At 69.3% G+C, this 16,886-nt stretch carries 18 protein-coding genes; 6 read left to right on the top strand and 12 right to left on the bottom strand.

The annotated features are described in order from the left end of the window. Positions 1–17: 17 nt before the first annotated feature. Genes KHC28_RS03820 through KHC28_RS03835 form a run of 4 tightly spaced genes read right to left on the bottom strand, consistent with a single transcriptional unit; the run spans position 18 to position 2,570 of the window. Entirely contained in the window at positions 18–488 is a 471-nt protein-coding gene (locus tag KHC28_RS03820) for a DUF1178 family protein (protein ID WP_214007006.1), read from the bottom strand. Continuing rightward, positions 485–1,417: a carbon-nitrogen hydrolase family protein gene (locus KHC28_RS03825; RefSeq protein WP_214007007.1), complete on the bottom strand. Its 933-nt coding sequence runs from the start codon at positions 1,415–1,417 to the stop codon at positions 485–487. The genes KHC28_RS03820 and KHC28_RS03825 overlap by 4 nt, the downstream gene beginning before the upstream one ends. 30 nt (positions 1,418–1,447) lie before the next feature. Then, a complete protein-coding gene (grxC, locus tag KHC28_RS03830) occupies positions 1,448–1,705 on the bottom strand; it encodes a glutaredoxin 3 (protein WP_214007008.1) in 258 nt (85 codons plus the stop codon). 49 nt (positions 1,706–1,754) lie between these two features. Beyond that, positions 1,755–2,570: a ComF family protein gene (locus tag KHC28_RS03835; protein WP_214007009.1), complete on the bottom strand. Its 816-nt coding sequence runs from the start codon at positions 2,568–2,570 to the stop codon at positions 1,755–1,757. 191 nt (positions 2,571–2,761) lie between these two features. On the opposite strand from KHC28_RS03835, the gene KHC28_RS03840 reads away from it, so the two are divergent. From KHC28_RS03840 to KHC28_RS03850, 3 genes are all read left to right on the top strand, one after another. Further along, complete coding sequence (locus KHC28_RS03840; protein WP_214007010.1) at positions 2,762–3,661, top strand: methyltransferase domain-containing protein; 900 nt, start codon at positions 2,762–2,764, stop codon at positions 3,659–3,661. Between the two features lie 122 nt (positions 3,662–3,783). After that, positions 3,784–4,368 (top strand): TetR/AcrR family transcriptional regulator, encoded by a 585-nt coding sequence (locus KHC28_RS03845; RefSeq protein WP_214007011.1) that lies wholly within the window; start codon positions 3,784–3,786, stop codon positions 4,366–4,368. A gap of 78 nt (positions 4,369–4,446) precedes the next feature. After that, positions 4,447–4,944: a hypothetical protein gene (locus KHC28_RS03850; protein ID WP_214007012.1), complete on the top strand. Its 498-nt coding sequence runs from the start codon at positions 4,447–4,449 to the stop codon at positions 4,942–4,944. Here the strand turns inward: KHC28_RS03850 and mutT are convergent. The 3 genes from mutT to KHC28_RS03865 form a co-directional block, all read right to left on the bottom strand. Next, complete coding sequence (gene mutT, locus KHC28_RS03855; RefSeq protein WP_214007013.1) at positions 4,941–5,354, bottom strand: 8-oxo-dGTP diphosphatase MutT; 414 nt, start codon at positions 5,352–5,354, stop codon at positions 4,941–4,943. The genes KHC28_RS03850 and mutT overlap by 4 nt on opposite strands. 10 nt (positions 5,355–5,364) lie before the next feature. Next, positions 5,365–6,612 (bottom strand): bifunctional glutamate N-acetyltransferase/amino-acid acetyltransferase ArgJ, encoded by a 1,248-nt coding sequence (gene argJ, locus KHC28_RS03860; protein ID WP_214007014.1) that lies wholly within the window; start codon positions 6,610–6,612, stop codon positions 5,365–5,367. 122 nt (positions 6,613–6,734) lie between these two features. After that, positions 6,735–6,956: a putative antibiotic biosynthesis monooxygenase gene (locus KHC28_RS03865; RefSeq protein ID WP_214007015.1), complete on the bottom strand. Its 222-nt coding sequence runs from the start codon at positions 6,954–6,956 to the stop codon at positions 6,735–6,737. 130 nt (positions 6,957–7,086) lie between these two features. Between KHC28_RS03865 and KHC28_RS03870 the strand changes: the two genes are divergently transcribed. Further along, entirely contained in the window at positions 7,087–7,791 is a 705-nt protein-coding gene (locus KHC28_RS03870; protein ID WP_214007016.1) for a TetR/AcrR family transcriptional regulator, read from the top strand. A gap of 113 nt (positions 7,792–7,904) precedes the next feature. On the opposite strand, the gene KHC28_RS03875 is transcribed toward KHC28_RS03870, so the two are convergent. Beyond that, complete coding sequence (locus tag KHC28_RS03875; RefSeq protein ID WP_214007017.1) at positions 7,905–8,906, bottom strand: peptidylprolyl isomerase; 1,002 nt, start codon at positions 8,904–8,906, stop codon at positions 7,905–7,907. A gap of 377 nt (positions 8,907–9,283) precedes the next feature. Here KHC28_RS03875 and secA point away from each other — a divergent pair, with 377 nt between their 5' ends. Together secA and KHC28_RS03885 are read left to right on the top strand one after the other, a co-directional pair. Next, positions 9,284–12,067: a preprotein translocase subunit SecA gene (gene secA / locus KHC28_RS03880; RefSeq protein WP_214007018.1), complete on the top strand. Its 2,784-nt coding sequence runs from the start codon at positions 9,284–9,286 to the stop codon at positions 12,065–12,067. Further along, positions 12,064–12,444, top strand: a complete 381-nt coding sequence (locus KHC28_RS03885; RefSeq protein ID WP_214007019.1) for a nuclear transport factor 2 family protein — start codon at positions 12,064–12,066, stop codon at positions 12,442–12,444. The genes secA and KHC28_RS03885 overlap by 4 nt, the downstream gene beginning before the upstream one ends. 260 nt (positions 12,445–12,704) lie before the next feature. Here KHC28_RS03885 and KHC28_RS03890 read toward each other — a convergent pair whose 3' ends face one another. From KHC28_RS03890 to KHC28_RS03905, 4 genes are all read right to left on the bottom strand, one after another. Beyond that, positions 12,705–14,405 (bottom strand): L,D-transpeptidase family protein, encoded by a 1,701-nt coding sequence (locus tag KHC28_RS03890; RefSeq protein WP_214007020.1) that lies wholly within the window; start codon positions 14,403–14,405, stop codon positions 12,705–12,707. Between the two features lie 139 nt (positions 14,406–14,544). Next, the gene (locus KHC28_RS03895; protein ID WP_214007021.1) at positions 14,545–15,498 is read right to left on the bottom strand and encodes an acetyl-CoA carboxylase carboxyltransferase subunit alpha; all 954 of its coding nucleotides are present in this window, start codon (positions 15,496–15,498) and stop codon (positions 14,545–14,547) included. A 191-nt stretch (positions 15,499–15,689) separates the two neighbouring features. Then, the gene (locus KHC28_RS03900; RefSeq protein WP_376772602.1) at positions 15,690–16,694 is read right to left on the bottom strand and encodes a tyrosine recombinase; all 1,005 of its coding nucleotides are present in this window, start codon (positions 16,692–16,694) and stop codon (positions 15,690–15,692) included. Positions 16,695–16,718: 24 nt separating this feature from the next. Further along, the gene (locus KHC28_RS03905; RefSeq protein ID WP_214007023.1) at positions 16,719–16,862 is read right to left on the bottom strand and encodes a hypothetical protein; all 144 of its coding nucleotides are present in this window, start codon (positions 16,860–16,862) and stop codon (positions 16,719–16,721) included. Between the last annotated feature and the right edge of the window lie 24 nt (positions 16,863–16,886).

Genomic DNA, 16,886 nt, shown 5'->3' on the forward strand with positions numbered 1-16,886 from the left:
ATCGCGGCCCCGGCGCCTCAGTTCCGCTCGTCCGGCAGGTTCGGCAGCGGCATCACCTCGATCTCGTCCTCGATCAGCGAGCGCACATCCTCGGGGCTCGCCTCGCCGTAGATCGAGCGCTGCTCGACTTCGCCCTCGTGCATCTGCCGGGCGAGCGTGGCGAACTCCTCGCCGACATAGTCGGAATTCTTCACCACCTGCTCGCGCACGGCGCGCAGCATGGCCCGCAGCGCCTGCTCCTTCTCGGACAGGATGGCGACCTTCTCCGGCACCATGGGCTCGGGCGTCTGGGCGGGCGGCGCTTCGTCGTCGCGCTTGCGCGTGCCGGCCCCCAGCGACGGCGCCATCAGCGCCTTCTCCACCTTGCTCGAGCCGCAGCTCGGGCAGGTCACCAGCCCGAGCGCCTTCTGCGCGTCATAGGCGGCCGAATCGCGGAACCAGCTGTCGAAACGGTGCTCCTTCTCGCAGCTGAGCGAATAGAGGATCATGCCGCGTCTCCCGCCGGCGCCGGGCCCGACGCCGCCAGATGCAGCCGGCCGCCGCCGGGCTCGGACAGAAGCTCGAAGCGCCGCCCGTTCTCCAGCGAGGGAATGCGCCGGCGCGCCGCGCCCACCTCCGACGGGTCGATCACCGCCGCGATGAAGCCCGGCTCGGTGCCGGTCTCGGCGAGGATGCGGCCCCACGGGTCGATGATCAGCGAATGGCCAAAGGTCTCGCGACCGTTCTCATGCAGGCCACCCTGCGCCGCCGCCAGCACGAAGGAGCCAGTCTCGATGGCGCGGGCGCGAAGCAGCACGTGCCAATGCGCCTCACCGGTCGTCTTGGTGAAGGCGGCGGGCACGGTGAGCAGGCCCACGCCCGATTCGGCAAGGGCGCGGAACAGCGCCGGGAAGCGCAGATCGTAGCAGATGGTCAGGCCGATGCGGATCTCCGGCAGCTCGGCATGCACGGCGACCTCGCCGGGCCGATAGGCTTCGGATTCGCGGTAGACGTCGCCATTGGGCAGGTCGACGTCGAACATGTGGATCTTGTCGTAGCGGGCGACGATCGCGCCGTCCGGTCCGATCAGGAACGAACGGTTGGCCGCGCGGTGCGAGCCCGCCTTGATCGCCAGCGAACCGATATGCAGGTGGATGCCGAGTTCCTTGGCAAGCGCGCGGAAGGCGGCGAGCGCCGGATCGGTTTCCTCCTCGTGCAGGTTGGCGAACAGCGCCTGCCGGTTCTCCTCCATGGTGCCGGTCATCTCCGGCGTCTGCACATAGCTCGCCCCGTCGGCCGCCGCCGCGCGGATCAGCGCGGACGCCGCCTCGACATTGGCCGCGACGCTCTTGGCGGTGCGCATCTGCACCAGCGCCGCCTTGAAGGGCGCGCCGAGATGCAGCGGTCGGGAGGTGGCGTCGGCAGCGGAAGCGGTCATGGTCGGAACTCGGTTGGAGGCGAGCGAAGGTCAGCGGGTGAGCAGCGGATCGAGTTCGCCGGCCTCGTCGAGGGCGTAGAGGTCGTCGCAGCCGCCGACATGCTTCCCGTCGATGAAGATCTGCGGCACGCTGGTGCGGCCGCCGGCACGACCGGACATGGTGGAACGCATCACCGGATCGCCCGCGACGTTGATCTCGGAGAAGCTAGCGCCCTTGCGCTTCAGCAGGTCCTTGGCGGCGTGGCAATAGGGGCAGGTGTAGGTAGTGTAGATCTCGATCTGCGCCATGGCGTCTCTCCCGCAGGCCCGCCCGCTCGCCGCGTGCGAGGCCATCGTTCTATGATATGGGCGTCGTCATTCCGTCAACAACCCGCGCGAACACCAGCACGTCCACCCGTTCCGCCCCGGCGCGCAGCAGTGCCTTGGCGCAGGCGTCGAGGGTGGCCCCGGTGGTCAGCACGTCGTCGACCAGCACGACGCGTCGCCCCGCCACCTCGCCGCGCGCCGTCTCGGGCACCGCGAAGGCGCCGGCGACATTGCCCGCCCGCGCCGCGCGGTCGAGGCCGACCTGAGGCGTCGTCGCCCTGGTGCGCGCCAGCCAGCCCGGGCGCATCGGCACCCCGCTGCGCCGCTCGATGCCGAGCGCCAGCAGCGCCGACTGGTTGAAGCGGCGCTTGAACAACCGGCGCGGATGCAGCGGCACCGGCACCAGCGCGTCGGCGCCGCCGGTCAGCTCCACTCCCGCCCGCGCCATCAGCCCGGCCAGTGGGTCGGCGAGATCGGTGCGATCCGCATATTTAAGGCCGTGCACCAAATCCCGCGCCACCTCGCCGAAGCACACCGCCGCTCGCGCCCGTCCATAGGCGGGCGGATGATCCAGCGCCGCCGCCGACAGCCGGCTGTCACCCTCGCGCAGCGGCACGCCGAGCCGCTCGCAGAGCGGCGCGGAGATGAAGTCGAGCCGCGTCCAGCAGCCGGCGCACAGTCCGCCCGGTTCGCTCACCGCGCGCATGCAGGCCATGCAGGTCGGCGGCAGCGCATAATCGAGACCGGCCCGCCCGACGACGCCGACCGCGCGCAGCGTCCCCCGGCCCGCGCGCGCAAGGGCGCCGAGCGTGTCGCGAAAGCGGGCGACGGTCGGGGCTGCATCCATGACACCATCCTAGATGAGTTCCCGTGCGAGTCGAACGGCAGATGCGAGGAAGCCCTTCTGCAACGCGTTGGCCTCACGGAAGTTTCTCCCATCCCTCATCGTGCCGGGCTCCCCGGCCGCGCGCACTTTCCGGTCCCCCGCTTTGACCCGGCGCCCGCATCGGCCTATTGGCTGGGGCGAGGAGCCTTCCCATGCCCGGTCCCGACTCTTCCGGTCCCCGCCAGATCTTCGATGCCCGTGCCTTGGCCGCCCGGAGGCGACGCGCGCTGACGCTCGGCCCGGAAACCTTCCTGCTCGACCGCGTCGTCGAGGATCTTGCCGACCGGCTCGGCGCGGTGAACCGCCAGTTCGCGGTCGCCGCCGATCTCGGCACCCCCACCGCCGCCCTCGCCCGTGCGCTGGCCGCCGCGCCAAGCATCGGTCGGCTCTTCGCCTTCGGCCCGCCCGAGCGCGTAGACAACGATGCCGCTGCCGACATCGAGATGCCCCCCTTCGGCGCCGCCTCGCTTGATCTGGTGGTCTCCGCGCTGGCGCTGCAAACGGTCAACGACCTGCCCGGCGTGCTCGCCCAGATCCGCCGCGCCCTGAAGCCGGACGGGCTGCTGCTCGCCTGCCTGTTCGGTGCCGGTACGCTTGCCGAGCTGCGCGAGGCTTTCGCCATCGCCGAAAGCGACACCACCGGCGGCATCTCTCCCCGCGTCGCCCCCTTCGCCGATCTGCGCGACCTTGGTGGCCTCATCCAGCGCGCCGGCCTCGCCTTGCCGGTCACCGATGTCGACCGCGTAGTGGTGCGCTACGCCCATCCGCTGGCGCTGATGAACGATCTGCGCCGCATGGGCGCCGCCAATCCGCTCAGCGACCGCCGCCGGGCGCCGCTCCGCCGTGCGACGCTCACTCGCCTGTTCGAGATCTATGCCGAGCGTTTCGCCGATCCGGACGGGCGGCTGCGGGCGACCTTCGAGATCGCCTGGATCTCCGGCTGGGCGCCGCATGAAAGCCAGCAGCAGCCGCTGCGCCCCGGCTCCGCCAAGACCCGCCTCGCCGACGCGCTCAAGGCCGCCGAGCACAAGCTGCCGCACGACAACTCCTGACCGCCTCGCCTTCCGGGGGCCTCGACCCGGAGCGACGCCTCCGTCGCGGCATGGATCGACAGGCGTCACCGCTCCACCGTCAGGGTCGTTGACAATCTACCTACTAGAAGGTAGAAAAACGTATGTCCCGCTCGCCGACCACCTCCGACGACATTCTGCGCTGCGCCCGCGAGCTCGTCATCGCCGGTGGCTATAACGGCTTCAGCTATGCCGACATCGCCAAGGTGGTCGGCATCACCAAGGCCAGCATCCACCACCACTTTCCCGGCAAGTCGGATCTGGTCCGCACGCTGGTGGCGCGCTATCGGCAGGAGGCCGAGGCCGCGACCGCTGCGCTGGAACATAAGATCTCCGATCCCGCCGGCCTGCTGCGGGCCTATACCGGCTATTGGCAAGCCTGCATCACTGACGCGAGCGCGCCGTTCTGTGTCTGCGCCCTGCTGGCGAGCGAAATTCCGGCCCTTCCCCAGGATGTCGTGCTGGAAGTACGCGCCCATTTCCGCTCGCTCTCGGATTGGCTGACCTCGGTTCTCGAACGAGGCGCCGAGCAGGGCCGGCTGAGGCTGACCGGCACCGCCCGGGCCGAGGCCGAGACCGTTCTCGCCACGGTCCACGGCGCCATGCTCTCCGCCCGCGCCTATGGCGATGCCGGCATGTTCGGCGTCATCGTCCACCCCCTGCTGGAGCGGCTCGAAGCCCCGCGCTGAATCCACGGCAGGGCAACCAATAGTCATGCCCCGACTACCTACCAATTAGTTGGTAGCCTTCATCCGAAAGGACGCACCATGTTCGGCATTTCCCCGCTCGGCTGGATCCACACGCTCGGCAGCCTGCCGGCTATCCCGGCGGCCATCTATATGTTCGCGCGCTACGGCCGGATCGTGCCACGATCGGCCCTCGGCATCGTTTATTTCGTGTCGATGGCGATCGGCGCCGTCACCGTGTTCCTCGTCGCGCATGAGCCGGTCGGCTATGGCATCGGCGTGGTGACGCTGCTGTTCCTGCTCACCGGCTACGGTGTCGGGCGCCTTCCCGGCCTCGGGCGATCCGCGCGCTATGTCGAGACCGTCTGCCTGAGCCTCAGCACCTTCCTGCTCATGCTGCCCACCGTCACCGAAGTGCTGCGCCGGGTGCCGGACGGCCATCCCCTGGTGACGGACCTGCATGCACCGCTACTCGTCGGCTCGCAGGCCACGCTGCTCGCCCTGCTCGTCGTCGGCCTGACCGCCCAGATCGTCCATCTGCGGCGACAGGACGGCGCCCGTCTGGCGCGCCGTTCCTAATCCCGTCCCGGCCCGAGCAGGTCGAGCAGCACCGGGATCAGCGGCTCGTCGGCCGGCGGCATCGGATAGTCGCGCAGCCGTCCGGCCCGCACCCAGGCGAGCTTCTGGCCCTCGCGGCCATGCGCCTGGCCTTCCCAGCGCCGGCAGATCCACAAGGGCATCAGCAGCTGGAACGTCTCATAGGTGTGGCTGGCGAAGGTAAGCGGCGCCAGGCACGGCTCCTTCACCACGATGCCGAGTTCCTCGGCGAGCTCGCGGATCAGGCAATCCTCCGGCCGCTCGCCGGGCTCGACCTTGCCACCGGGAAACTCCCACAGGCCAGCAAGCTGCTTGCCCTCCGGCCGCTGGGCGAGCAGCACGCGCCCGTCGGCATCGATGAGCGCGCAGGCAGCGACGAGAACGAGCTTCATGCTGCCGGCCTCAGGAGCGGTAGTCGCCGTTGATGGCGACATATTCCTTGGTGAGATCGCAGGTCATCACTCGGTCGGACGAGTTGCCGAGGCCGATATCGACCTGAATGTCGATGACGTCGTTCTTCATATAGGCCGAGACCTGCGCCTCGTCATAGGACGGGTCGCGCGCCCCTTCATGGGCGACGCGGATGCCGCCGAACGAGATCGACAACCGGTCGCGCTCGGCCGGCTCGCCGGCCTTGCCGACCGCCATGACGATGCGGCCCCAATTGGCGTCCTCGCCGGCCACCGCCGTCTTCACCAGCGGCGAATTGGCGATCGACATGGCGATGCGCCGCGCCGAGCGCTTGGACGTGGCGCCGGTCACCTCGATCTTGACGAGTTTGCGCGCGCCCTCGCCGTCGCGGGCTACCTGCTCGGCGAGGTCGGCCAGCACGGCGGTCAGCGCCTTGCGGAACGAGGCCAGCCGCCGGTCGGAGCCCTCGGCGATGCGCGGGGCGCCGCGCTTTTCCGCCGCGCCGGTGGCGAACAGCATCAGCGTGTCGGAGGTGGAGGTGTCGCCGTCGATGGTCACGGCGTTGAAGCTGTCTGTCACCCCGCGCGACAGCAGCGCCTGCAGCGCCTCTGCCTCGATCGGCGCGTCGGTGAACACGAAGGACAGCATGGTGGCCATGTCCGGCGCGATCATGCCGGCGCCCTTGGCGATGCCGGCGATGGTCACCTCCACCCCGTCGATGCGGGCGGTGGCGGTGGCGAGCTTGGGGAAGGTATCGGTGGTCATGATCGCCCGCGCCGGGTCGATCCACGGCAGCGGCGCGAGACGGGTCGCCGTCTCGTCGAGCACGCCTTCATATTTCGTCGCGTCGAGCGGCTCGCCGATCACGCCGGTGGAGGCGAGGAAGATCTCGCTCTCCGCGCAGCCCAGCGCCTTGGCCGCGATCTTCGCGGTCAGCGCGGTGGAGTCGCGGCCCTTGCTGCCGGTGAAAGCGTTGGCATTGCCGGAATTCACCACCAGCCCGCGGGCGAGGCCGCCGGGCAGGTTGGCCCGGCACCATTCCACCGGCGCCGACGGGCACTTGGACTTGGTGAACACCCCCGCCACCGTGGTGCCGGCGTCAAGCGCCAGCAACAGCACGTCGGTGCGCCCCTTGTAGCGGATGCCCGCCGCGGCGGTGGCAAAGCGCACGCCCTCGATGGAGCCGACATCCGGCGTGGTCTTGGGCGCGAGCGGGGAGACGGGAGCAGCGTGGGCCATGGGGACATCTCGGGCGGGAAGGAAGACCGAACCGATGTGCCCGATGCGCACGACATCCGCAAGACGTTCGAAGGGACCACGACCGTGGGAAGGCGGCGACACGTGGCAGCCGCCGGCGCGGCTCAGGGGTGCAGCCAGACGCGCAGCAGGCCGCGAATGGAGGGAACCAGCACCCAGACCATGGCGGTGGCAATGATCGGCTCCACCAGCATGGTGCGCAGCCAGATCGGCCATTCGGGCGTGAAGGCGATCACGGCATAAAGCAGGGCGGTCATCAGCGGATAGGTGGCCAGCGTCACCGCGAGGGTGAAGCGCGAGCGGGAGAAGTTCGGAGAGGTGGACATCGCAGCACTATGGCAAAACGGAACGTTTCGTTTATTAAAACGATCCGTTTCGTTTTGTCAACGACCCATTCCCCCTCTACACTCCTCCGCCACACCCCGTCATGCCAGCTTCCCGCGAGATCATTGGCCGATGAAGGACGCCTCCGCCGCCAAGAAGCGTGCCCGCAAGGCCGACCACTCCCCGGCCGCCGGGAGCCCGCCGGACACGTCGGCCAAGGCCGCAGCGGCGGCCGGGAGCGAGCCGCCACCGGACATCCCGTCACGCGTCTCCGCCGGGCCGCGCCGCAGCAAGGCGGCGTCCGAAGCCATTCTCGACGCCGCCGAGGCCCTGCTCGCCGAGCGCGGCTATGCCGGCTTTTCCATCGAGCGGGTGGCCAAGCGCGCCGGCGCCGGCAAGCCGACCATCTATCGCTGGTGGAGCAGCAAGGCGGCACTGCTGCTCGACGTCTACGCCCGGCAGAAGCTCGAACTCGCCGAGGATGCCAGCGGCACGCTGGAAGGCGACCTCACCGCGATGATCCGCACCATCTCGCGATTCTGGCGGGAAACCCCGGCCGGCGGCGCCTTCCGCTCCATCATCGCCGAGGCGCAGTCCGATCCGGCGGCGCTCGCCGCGCTACGCGACTTCCTCGCCGAGCGGCGGCACCATGTCGCACAGGTGCTCGAACGCGCCCACCGGCGCGGCGAACTCGACCCGGCGGTCGATCTCGACACGACCGTCGACATCGTCGGCGGCTATGTCTGGGCGCGGCTGCTGACCGACCGCGTCGAGGACGATGTCGAGGCGATCACCGTCGCCGTGCGCCAGATCGTCCACGGCATGCGCCGCCGCTGAGTTCGCCTGCCCGGCGCCGCCCCGACGAAAAAGGCCGCCCGGCGGACGCCGGACGGCCTCTTCCTCAACGGTTCCCGAACAGCGGCAGGGCCAGCGACCCCGCCGCCAGTTCGTCACTGCGCCGGCTTGGGCGCATCGGCCGGCGGGTTGACGAGATCGGCAGGCTTGGGCGCCGCGGCGGTCTTCTCCACCTTGGCGGCGTCGCGGGTCTTCTGCACCGCGTCGGCCTGCGCCTTCTGCACCAGATACTGCTCGATCTGCGGCTTCACCTCGTCGAAGGTCGGCAGCGGCTTCTGGCGCTTCTCCTCCACCTTGATGACGTGCCAGCCGAACTGGGTCTTCACCGGATCGGAAATCTCGCCGGGCTTCATGGTGAAGGCCTTCTCGGCGAATTCCGGCACCATCTGGTCCTTGGTGAAGAAGCCGAGATCGCCGCCGTCCTGCTTGCCCGAGGGATCCTCGGTCAGCTCGCTGGCGAGCTTGGCGAAGTCCTCGCCCTTCTTCAACCGGGCCTCGACGTCCTTGGCCTTCTTCTCGGCTGCCTCGGAAGCCGCCTTGTCGTTCGGGTCGGCGCGGAACAGGATGTGGCGCGCATGCACCTCCTCTTCCGGCTTCTGCTGCTTCAGCGCCTCTTCATAGGTCTGCTTCAGCGCCGCATCGGTCACCGCGGCCTTCGCCGCCTGCTCCAGCGCCGCCTGCATCAGCACCCGCTTCTTGATGAAATCGAGCTGGCGCTTGAAGTCCGCGGTCTGGTCGAGCTTCTGCGCCTCGGCGGCCTGCGCCATGGCGGTGAGGTCGATCAGGAAGCCCAGCACATATTCGTCGCGGGCCGGGCCCTGGATCTGCGGCGGCAGGTTCGGGCCGAGCTCGGCGGCCGCAGCGTTGACGTCGGCGCGGGTGATCGGCGTGCCGTTGACGGTGGCGAGCACGGTGTCGTCGGGCTGCGCGGGCGTCGCCGGGGCCGCTTGAGCCGGGGCCGCGGGCGCGGTCTGCGCCTGCGCAGGGGCGCCCGGCAGCAGGAGCGCGGCGCCGAGGATCAGGGCGAGCGCACCGGCGCCCATCAGGGCGCGCGCGCGGATCGGCGCCTTGGCGGCGTGCGGACGGGTGGGGGTCATGGAAAGCGTTCCTCGCAGGTTTGCGGTTGTCCGCGATACGGGCGGGCGAAAGCTGGCCCGGAACGGGGTCGGTTGCAAGCGCCCCCCTTCGCCGAACCGGCATGAAAAAGGGCCTCGCGCCTGCGATTGACAACCCCCAAACCCGTTCATAAGTGTGGCACGCACCGCGAAGCCTTTCGGTCGCTCGCGTCTTTGTGACGCTGACGACCATTCGCGATGCGCGCCGGCCTCGCTCGAAAGACCCATTTCGGCCGTAAAAGGGGTTTCGGTGAACCGGCAGATGCTCCCGGCCGGCGGGAGCCTGCATTACACGGGGCCGGCGGCCCGTCACCGCCGCGCTCCGTTCTCCGACTTGGCGGGAACGGATTGGAAGCCTCATGTTCGGCGCTCTCGCGCGAAAGCTCTTCGGATCGGCCAATGACCGCCGCGTGCGCGGCTACCAGCCGAAAGTCGCCGCCATCAACGCGCTCGAACCGGAGCTGCTGAAGCTGACCGACGAGGAATTGCGCGCCCGCACCGTGCAATTCCGGGAGCAATTGGCCAATGGCGCCAGCCTCGACGATCTGCTCGTCCCGGCTTTCGCCACCGCGCGCGAGGCGGCCCGGCGCGCCCTCGGCCAGCGGCATTTCGACGTCCAGCTCATCGGCGGCATGGTGCTGCACGAGCGCGGCATCGCCGAGATGCGCACCGGCGAGGGCAAGACGCTGGTCGCCACTGCCCCGGTCTATCTCAACGCGCTGGCCGGCAAGGGCGTCCACGTCGTCACCGTCAACGACTACCTCGCCCGCCGCGACGCCGAGTGGATGAGCCGCGTCTACGGCTTCCTCGGGCTGACCACCGGCATCATCGTCCACGGCATGGACGACAATGAGCGCCGCGAGGCCTATGCCTGCGACGTCACCTACGCCACCAATAACGAGCTCGGCTTCGACTATCTGCGCGACAACATGAAGTACGACCTCGCGCAGATGGTCCAGCGCCCGCATTATTACGCCGTGGTCGACGAGGTCGATTCGATCCTGGTCGACGAGGCGCGCACGCCGCTGATCATCTCCGGCCCGCTCGACGACCGTTCGGACTTCTACAACACCATCGACACCTATATCCCCAAGCTGTCGAAGGAGGACTACACGGTCGACGAGAAGCAGCGCTCGGTGGCCATGACCGAAGAGGGCATGGAGAAGATCGAGACCCTCCTGCGCGACGCCGGCCTGCTCAAGGGCGACAATCTCTACGACGTCGAGAACGTCTCGGTCGTGCACCACGTCAACCAGGCCCTGCGCGCCCACACGCTGTTCCAGCGCGACAAGGACTACATCGTCCGCAATGACGAGGTGGTCATCATCGACGAGTTCACCGGCCGCATGATGCCGGGCCGCCGCTATTCGGAAGGCCTCCACCAGGCGTTGGAAGCCAAGGAGCGCGTGCAGGTCCAGCCGGAAAATCAGACGCTGGCCTCCATCACCTTCCAGAACTATTTCCGCATGTACGAGAAGCTGGCTGGCATGACCGGCACGGCGAACACCGAAGCGGCGGAATTCCAGGACATCTACAATCTCGAGGTCGTCGAGATCCCGACCAACCTGCCGGTCAAGCGCGTCGACGACGACGACGAGGTCTACCGGACCGCGACCGAGAAATACAACGCCATCATCGAGCTGATCGCCGACTGCAAGACGCGCGGCCAGCCGGTGCTGGTCGGCACCACCTCGATCGAGAAGTCCGAGCTTTTGGCCGAGCTGCTCAAGCAGCGCGGCTTCAAGCAGAAGGACTTCAGCGACCCGGACGCCTTCCGCCCGCTCTATGACGGCGACCAGGGCAAGGCCGACGACAAGGTGTTCGCGGTGCTGAACGCCCGCCACCACCAGCAGGAATCCTACATCGTCGCCCAGGCCGGCGTGCCCGGCGCCATCACCATCGCCACCAACATGGCCGGCCGCGGCACCGACATCCAGCTCGGCGGCAATGCGGAGATGCGCATCTCCCACGAACTCGCCGACCTGCCGGAAGGCGAGCAGCGCGGCGCCGCCGAGCAGTCCATCCGCGACGAGATCGCCCGGCTGAAGAAGAAGGCGCTGGAAGCCGGCGGCCTGTACGTCATCGGCACCGAGCGCCACGAGAGCCGGCGCATCGACAACCAGCTGCGCGGCCGCTCCGGCCGCCAGGGCGACCCCGGCCACTCGCATTTCTTCCTGTCGCTGGAAGACGACCTGATGCGCATCTTCGGGTCAGACCGGCTCGACGGCATGCTGCAGAAGCTCGGCCTCAAGGAGGGCGAGGCCATCGTCCATCCCTGGATCAACCGGGCGCTGGAGAAGGCGCAGCAGAAGGTCGAGGCGCGCAACTACGACATCCGCAAGAACCTGCTGAAATACGACGACGTGATGAACGACCAGCGCAAGGTGGTGTTCGAGCAGCGCGTCGAGCTGATGCAGGACGAGGACGTCGCCGAGACCGTGGTCGAGATGCGCCACGGCGTCATCGAGGACATCGTCACCAAATACGTGCCACCCACCGCCTATCCCGAGCAATGGGACACGGCCGGCCTGCAGGAGCAGCTGGGCAACGTGCTCGGCCTCGATTTGCCGGTGGTCGACTGGGGCCATGAGGAAGGCATCGCCGACGAGGAGCTGCGCCACCGCATCCAGCAGCGCGCCGACGAGGCGATGGCGGCGAAGGCGGCCAAATACGGCCCCGAGATCATGCGCTATGTCGAGAAGTCGATCCTCTTGCAGACGCTCGACCATCTCTGGCGCGAGCATCTCGTCACCCTCGACCATCTGCGTCAGGTGATCGGCCTGCGCGGCTATGCCCAGCGCGACCCGCTCAACGAGTACAAGTCCGAGGCCTTCCAGCTGTTCGAGGCGATGCTGTCCAACCTGCGCGAGGCGGTCACCGCCCAGCTGATGCGGGTGGAGATCATGACCCAGCAGCCGCCGGAAGAGCCGCCGATGATGAGCGCGCACCACATCGACGCCGCAACCGGTGAGGACGAGTTCGCCCAGCTGGCCGGCGAGAGCTTCGACGCGGCGACCCTCGCCCCGGCGGAGCCGGCGCGCGACCCCAGCGATCCGGCGAGCTGGGGCCGGGTTGGCCGCAACGAGACCTGCCCCTGCGGTTCGGGGCTGAAGTACAAGCACTGCCACGGCCGCTTTGCATGAGCGAGGCGGCGGCCGTCGAGGAGATCGCAGCGGCGGAGGAACATCTCCGCCGCGCGGCGCTCGCCGGTGATGTCGCCGCGCTCGACGCCCTGCTGGCCGACGACCTCGTGTTCGTGAACTTCGCCGGCCACGTGCTGGACAAGCAGGACGACCTCGATCTGCACCGCTCCGGCGCGCTCAAGCTGAGCCGGACCGACTTTTCCGAGCTCAGCATCCGCTTCCTCGACGCCCATACGGCCCACACGGTGCTGCGCGTCGACGCCGAGGGCGTCGCCGGCGGCGTGCCCTTCGCGGCGGCGCTGCGGTTCAGCCGCGTGTGGCGACGCGGCACGCCGGGCTGGCAGGTGGTCGCGATCCACAGCTGCGCCATCGCCTGAGAGCGGACGCCCTACCCGGCACTGGTCCCAAGCCCTTCCGGCCGGATGGATCGGCTCATCAGGCGACGGCCCCTCCCCCATCCCGTCGCCGCCGCTCGCTGAACGGCGAAAGGAGGCTGGATACGGAGACCGGCAGCTTCCCCGCCACATCGCGCGGGCGGAGGATTTTCAGCACCGCCTCGCTTGCAGCCACCAACAAGAAAAAAGGCGCCCGGCCGGTTTCGGCGGCGCCTTTTTTCCTGTTGGTTATCGAAAGATCGCTACTGGATCGCCGAGGACGAGGAGAAAGTCCCGGTCGACAGGATCGACGCCCCCGGAAGCGGGCTGCCGGACGACACCGTGCCCTGCGCCGGCGCAACGGCAGCGAGCGGAGCCGGCGTACTCACCAAGGCATTCGGCGCAGCCGGCGGAACCGTCCGGTTCGCATGGGTCTGCGACGCGGCGGCCGGAGCGGCGGCGCGCGGCGCCGGGGGGCGCGCGGGCGGCACCGGCACGTCGGCCGGGGCGGCGGTGGGTGTGCCGGCGGGTGTGGCGGGCACGGGGGCCGGCTCGGCGCTCTTGCCGGTCAGCCAATTGCCGATGGCGGCAAAGCCGGAGGACGAGGACGACGGCGCGGCAGCGGGCGCCACCGGCTCGGCGGGTACCTCGCTGCGGCCAAGCAGCCGGTTGACGCTGGCGAGCAGCCCGCCGGACGACTCTCCGCTCGCCGGAGCGGCGGGCGCGGGCACGACGGTCGGGTCGAGCGAAGCTACCTGCGCGGTCGGCGCCGGAGCGGGACGCCCGAACAGCGACGTCTCGCCGGCGGCGGCGGCCAGCTGCGGCGCGACGGCGGCCGGGGCATCGGCGGGACGGGCCAGCGGCAGCGGAACATCGGCGGCGGTCGGGACCTGGGTGGCGGTGGCGAGCGCGATGCTCTCGGCCGGCGCCGGCTCGTTGGTGTCGACGCCGTAATCCGAGCCCGGCGGCTTCACCACCGGCGGCAGCGAACCCGGCGCCTTGGCCTGCGGGTTGGCCAGCTTGGCGAGGAACACCTGATTCATGCCGCCGTCCTTGCCGGTCTTCACCGGCGCGGCAGGCATGGAGGCGGAGGCGATGCGCTGCTGATCGGTGGCCTTGCGCGCGGCGATCGCCTCGCCGAGCCCGCCCGGCTGGGTGAATTCCGGGCACGGCGCATTGGGATCGAAGCGGGCGTTCGGGTCCGCCGGCGTGGCGTTGAACACGTAGCGCCGGCCGCAGACGTCGACCTTGGGCAGCTGCCTGGTCACCTCGAAGGTGTCACTACCTTCCTTAAGCATGCGCCAGAAGGCGAGGTTCGGGTTGTTGCGGTGGCGGGCGAGGTTGTCGGCCGTCATGTGGAACGGATAGGCCTGCACCTGGAAGGCGCGCTGTCCGCCCTGGAAGCTCTCGCGGCCGAGCGCGAAGATCTCCTGGATCTGCTCGTCCGTCATGGCGTAGCAGCCGGCCGAGGAGCAGTCGCCGTGCACCATCAGATGCGCGCCGGTGCGACCCCAGGAGCGATCATAGGCGTTGGGAAAGCCGAGATTGAACGACAGATAGTAGCTGGAGTTCGGGTTCATCTGGCCCGGGGTGATGGTGTAGAAGCCTTCCGGCGCCTGCCGGTCGCCTTCCTTCACCTTGGGGCCGAGCTCGCCGGACCAGCGGCAGATCGGATAGGTCTTCAAAAGCGCATAGTCGCCCGAGGTGGTTTCCTTCCACACTTCGAGCTCGGATTCTTCCTTGAAGATGCGCACGACGATGGGGCTGTCCTTCGTCATGCCCTTCTCGCTGATGAGGGCGAGCGTCTGCGGGCTCAGCGCCTTCATCGCCTTGGCGTTGACGGAGGGACCGCCGTCGCCGGTGCAGCCGGCAAGAGCCAGCGCCGCCGCGCCCGCGAGCAGGAGCGCCCTGAAGCGCGCACCCGCCGAAAAAAATGCGGGCCGTGAAGAAGCCGATGGGCTCAACGCGAAACTCCCCGTCAATCCCGGTCCGTCATTCCCGGTCACCAAGACGCGACAGCCTAGAGGGTTATCCTTGCCAGACCGTTACCGCAAGAGTCGGGCCCCGTCGGCCCACCCCTCGGCCCGCCGGACGCCGCCATCGCTAGAGGCTGCGGCCGATGGCAAGGAACTTCTCGCGCCGCGCCTTGCGCAGCGCCGCCGGCTCCAGGCCGTCGAGCTCGTGCAGCGCTGATTCGATGGCATCGCCCGCCGCATTCATCGCCTTGGCGGGCGCGCGATGCGCGCCGCCGGCCGGCTCGGGGATGATGCTGTCGACGATGTGGAATTTCTGCAGGTCCTGGGCGGTGATCTTCATGTTGGTCGCCGCGTCCTGCGCCTTGGCGGTGTCGCGCCACAGGATCGAGGCGGCGCCCTCCGGCGAGATCACGCTGTAGATGGCGTGCTCCAGCATCAACACCTTGTTGGTGGTGGCGATGGCGATGGCGCCGCCCGAGCCGCCCTCGCCGATGATCACCGCCACGCTGGGCACGCCGAGCGCCAGGCAGGCATCGGTGGAACGGGCGATCGCCTCGGCCTGGCCGCGCTCCTCGGCATCGAGGCCGGGAAAGGCGCCGGCGGTGTCGACCAGCGAGATCAGCGGCAGCTGGAAGCGGTCGGCCATCTCCATCAGGCGCACCGCCTTGCGGTAGCCTTCCGGGCGCGCCATGCCGAAATTGTGCTTGATGCGGGTCTCGGTGGTGGAGCCCTTCTCGTGGCCCATCAGCATCACCGCCCGGCCGCGGAAGCGCGCCGGCCCGCCGATGATCGCCTCGTCCTCGCCGAACAGCCGGTCGCCGGCCAGCGGGGTGAACTCCTCGAACAGATGCCCGGCATAGTCGAGGAAATGCGGGCGCAGCGGATGCCGCGCCACCGAGGTCTTCTGCCAGGGCGACAGGTTGGCGTAGAGCTGGGTCAGCGCCTCGTTGGCCTTGGTCTCCAGCCGCGCGATGTCGTCGCCGATGGCGACCGCGTCGCCCTGCGCGGACATGGCGCGCAATTCCTCCAGCTTGGCCTCGAGCTCGGCCACGGGCTTTTCAAAATCGAGGTAACTGCGCATCGCTGTTCGGCAAGTCCGGCTGTGAGGAAGGAGAACCGCCCGGTCGGACGGCCCGCAATTGCGCGCGGAAGCTGCCCCGAGAGGGTGGCGACGTCAAGGCAAGGCCGCGTGTGCGGGCACGCAAAGCCCTCCATCCCGGCTTTTCCGCGTCATTCCGCCCCGCCGAAGGGGGCGTTCGCGCTCCGGTGGCGTTACTCGGTGTCCTCGTCGGCGAGCGGGTGCAGGTCGCGCACCAGGCTCTTCAGCCGCTCGTCGAGCACATGGGTGTAGATCTGCGTGGTCGAGATGTCGGAATGGCCGAGCAGGGTCTGCACCATCCGCAGCTCGGCGCCATGGGCGAGCAGATGGCTGGCGAAGGCGTGGCGCAACACGTGCGGCGAGAGCTTTGCGGCGTCGATGCCGGCCGCCGCCGCCAGATCCTTCAAATCGAGCGCCACCTGCTGGCGGGTGACGTGACCGCTGGCGGCGGAAGACGGAAACAGCCAGCGCCCCTCCTCCTTGGCCCCGGCCTCGAGCTTCCCAGCGCCCTTGTCCCCGGCAGCCTTCTCGCGTGCAGCCTTCTCGCGTGTCGCCCGCGCGGCGGCGAGCGCGGTGCGATAGGCCGCCATGGCGACCCGCGCGGGCTCGCCGAGCGGCACCAGCCGCTCCTTGTTGCCCTTGCCGCGCACGATGATGGCGTCGCCCTTGGCCCGCGCCGCCGCCGCCGGCAGCGCCGCCAGCTCGGAGACACGCAGCCCGGTGGCGTAGAGCAGCTCGACGAAGCAGGCGACCCGCGCTCGCCGCGCACCTTCCGCCGGTGTAGCGGCCGGCGCCTGCGCCCGCTCATGGGCGGTGTCGATCAGCCGCGTCACCTCGGCGAGGCTCAGCACCTTGGGCAATGGCCGGCCGCGCTTGGGGCCTTCCAGCACCGCGGCGGGATCGTCGCCGCGATAGCCCTCGACATAGAGGAAGCGGTGGAACTGCCTGAGCGCGGAGAGCCGCCGCGCCACGGTGGCGCCCTTCAGCCCGCGCCGGGTCAGCTCGGCGAGATAGGCGCGAATATCCGGCGTGGCGCAGGCCGCCGCCTTGTCCTGCCCGCCGAGGAATTCGGCATAGTCGTCGAGATCGCGCTGGTAGGCGGCGAGCGTGTTGGCGCTGGCGCCGCGTTCGGCGGCGAGCATGTCGAGGAAAAGCGCGACCGGACGGCCCATCGGCATACCCATCTGGCAACATGCGGCCGCCTATTTGGCGAAACGCTCCTGCGGCACCGGCACGCTCATCTCGCGCTTCTGCGGCTCGACGAGATTGGCGAGCGACCACATGATCCCATAGGCGACGCCGCCGATCACGGCGAGCACCACGAGAAGACGGATCAGGCTCGGCATAGGCGGTCGCGCCTCCGGTCAGGC

This window comes from Ancylobacter sonchi (assembly GCF_018390695.1).
GTDB classification, from domain to species: Bacteria; Pseudomonadota; Alphaproteobacteria; order Rhizobiales; family Xanthobacteraceae; genus Ancylobacter; species Ancylobacter sonchi.

Coding starts and splice junctions, on each gene's coding strand:
- KHC28_RS03900 (WP_376772602.1), bottom strand. CDS start 16,694: ATGCCGATGGGCCGTCCGGTCGCGCTTTTCCTCGACATGCTCGCCGCC.
- KHC28_RS03845 (WP_214007011.1), top strand. CDS start 3,784: ATGTCCCGCTCGCCGACCACCTCCGACGACATTCTGCGCTGCGCCCGC.
- grxC (WP_214007008.1), bottom strand. CDS start 1,705: ATGGCGCAGATCGAGATCTACACTACCTACACCTGCCCCTATTGCCAC.
- argJ (WP_214007014.1), bottom strand. CDS start 6,612: ATGGCCCACGCTGCTCCCGTCTCCCCGCTCGCGCCCAAGACCACGCCG.
- KHC28_RS03835 (WP_214007009.1), bottom strand. CDS start 2,570: ATGGATGCAGCCCCGACCGTCGCCCGCTTTCGCGACACGCTCGGCGCC.
- KHC28_RS03885 (WP_214007019.1), top strand. CDS start 12,064: ATGAGCGAGGCGGCGGCCGTCGAGGAGATCGCAGCGGCGGAGGAACAT.
- KHC28_RS03825 (WP_214007007.1), bottom strand. CDS start 1,417: ATGACCGCTTCCGCTGCCGACGCCACCTCCCGACCGCTGCATCTCGGC.
- mutT (WP_214007013.1), bottom strand. CDS start 5,354: ATGAAGCTCGTTCTCGTCGCTGCCTGCGCGCTCATCGATGCCGACGGG.
- secA (WP_214007018.1), top strand. CDS start 9,284: ATGTTCGGCGCTCTCGCGCGAAAGCTCTTCGGATCGGCCAATGACCGC.
- KHC28_RS03865 (WP_214007015.1), bottom strand. CDS start 6,956: ATGTCCACCTCTCCGAACTTCTCCCGCTCGCGCTTCACCCTCGCGGTG.
- KHC28_RS03850 (WP_214007012.1), top strand. CDS start 4,447: ATGTTCGGCATTTCCCCGCTCGGCTGGATCCACACGCTCGGCAGCCTG.
- KHC28_RS03905 (WP_214007023.1), bottom strand. CDS start 16,862: ATGCCGAGCCTGATCCGTCTTCTCGTGGTGCTCGCCGTGATCGGCGGC.
- KHC28_RS03870 (WP_214007016.1), top strand. CDS start 7,087: ATGAAGGACGCCTCCGCCGCCAAGAAGCGTGCCCGCAAGGCCGACCAC.
- KHC28_RS03840 (WP_214007010.1), top strand. CDS start 2,762: ATGCCCGGTCCCGACTCTTCCGGTCCCCGCCAGATCTTCGATGCCCGT.
- KHC28_RS03895 (WP_214007021.1), bottom strand. CDS start 15,498: ATGCGCAGTTACCTCGATTTTGAAAAGCCCGTGGCCGAGCTCGAGGCC.
- KHC28_RS03820 (WP_214007006.1), bottom strand. CDS start 488: ATGATCCTCTATTCGCTCAGCTGCGAGAAGGAGCACCGTTTCGACAGC.
- KHC28_RS03875 (WP_214007017.1), bottom strand. CDS start 8,906: ATGACCCCCACCCGTCCGCACGCCGCCAAGGCGCCGATCCGCGCGCGC.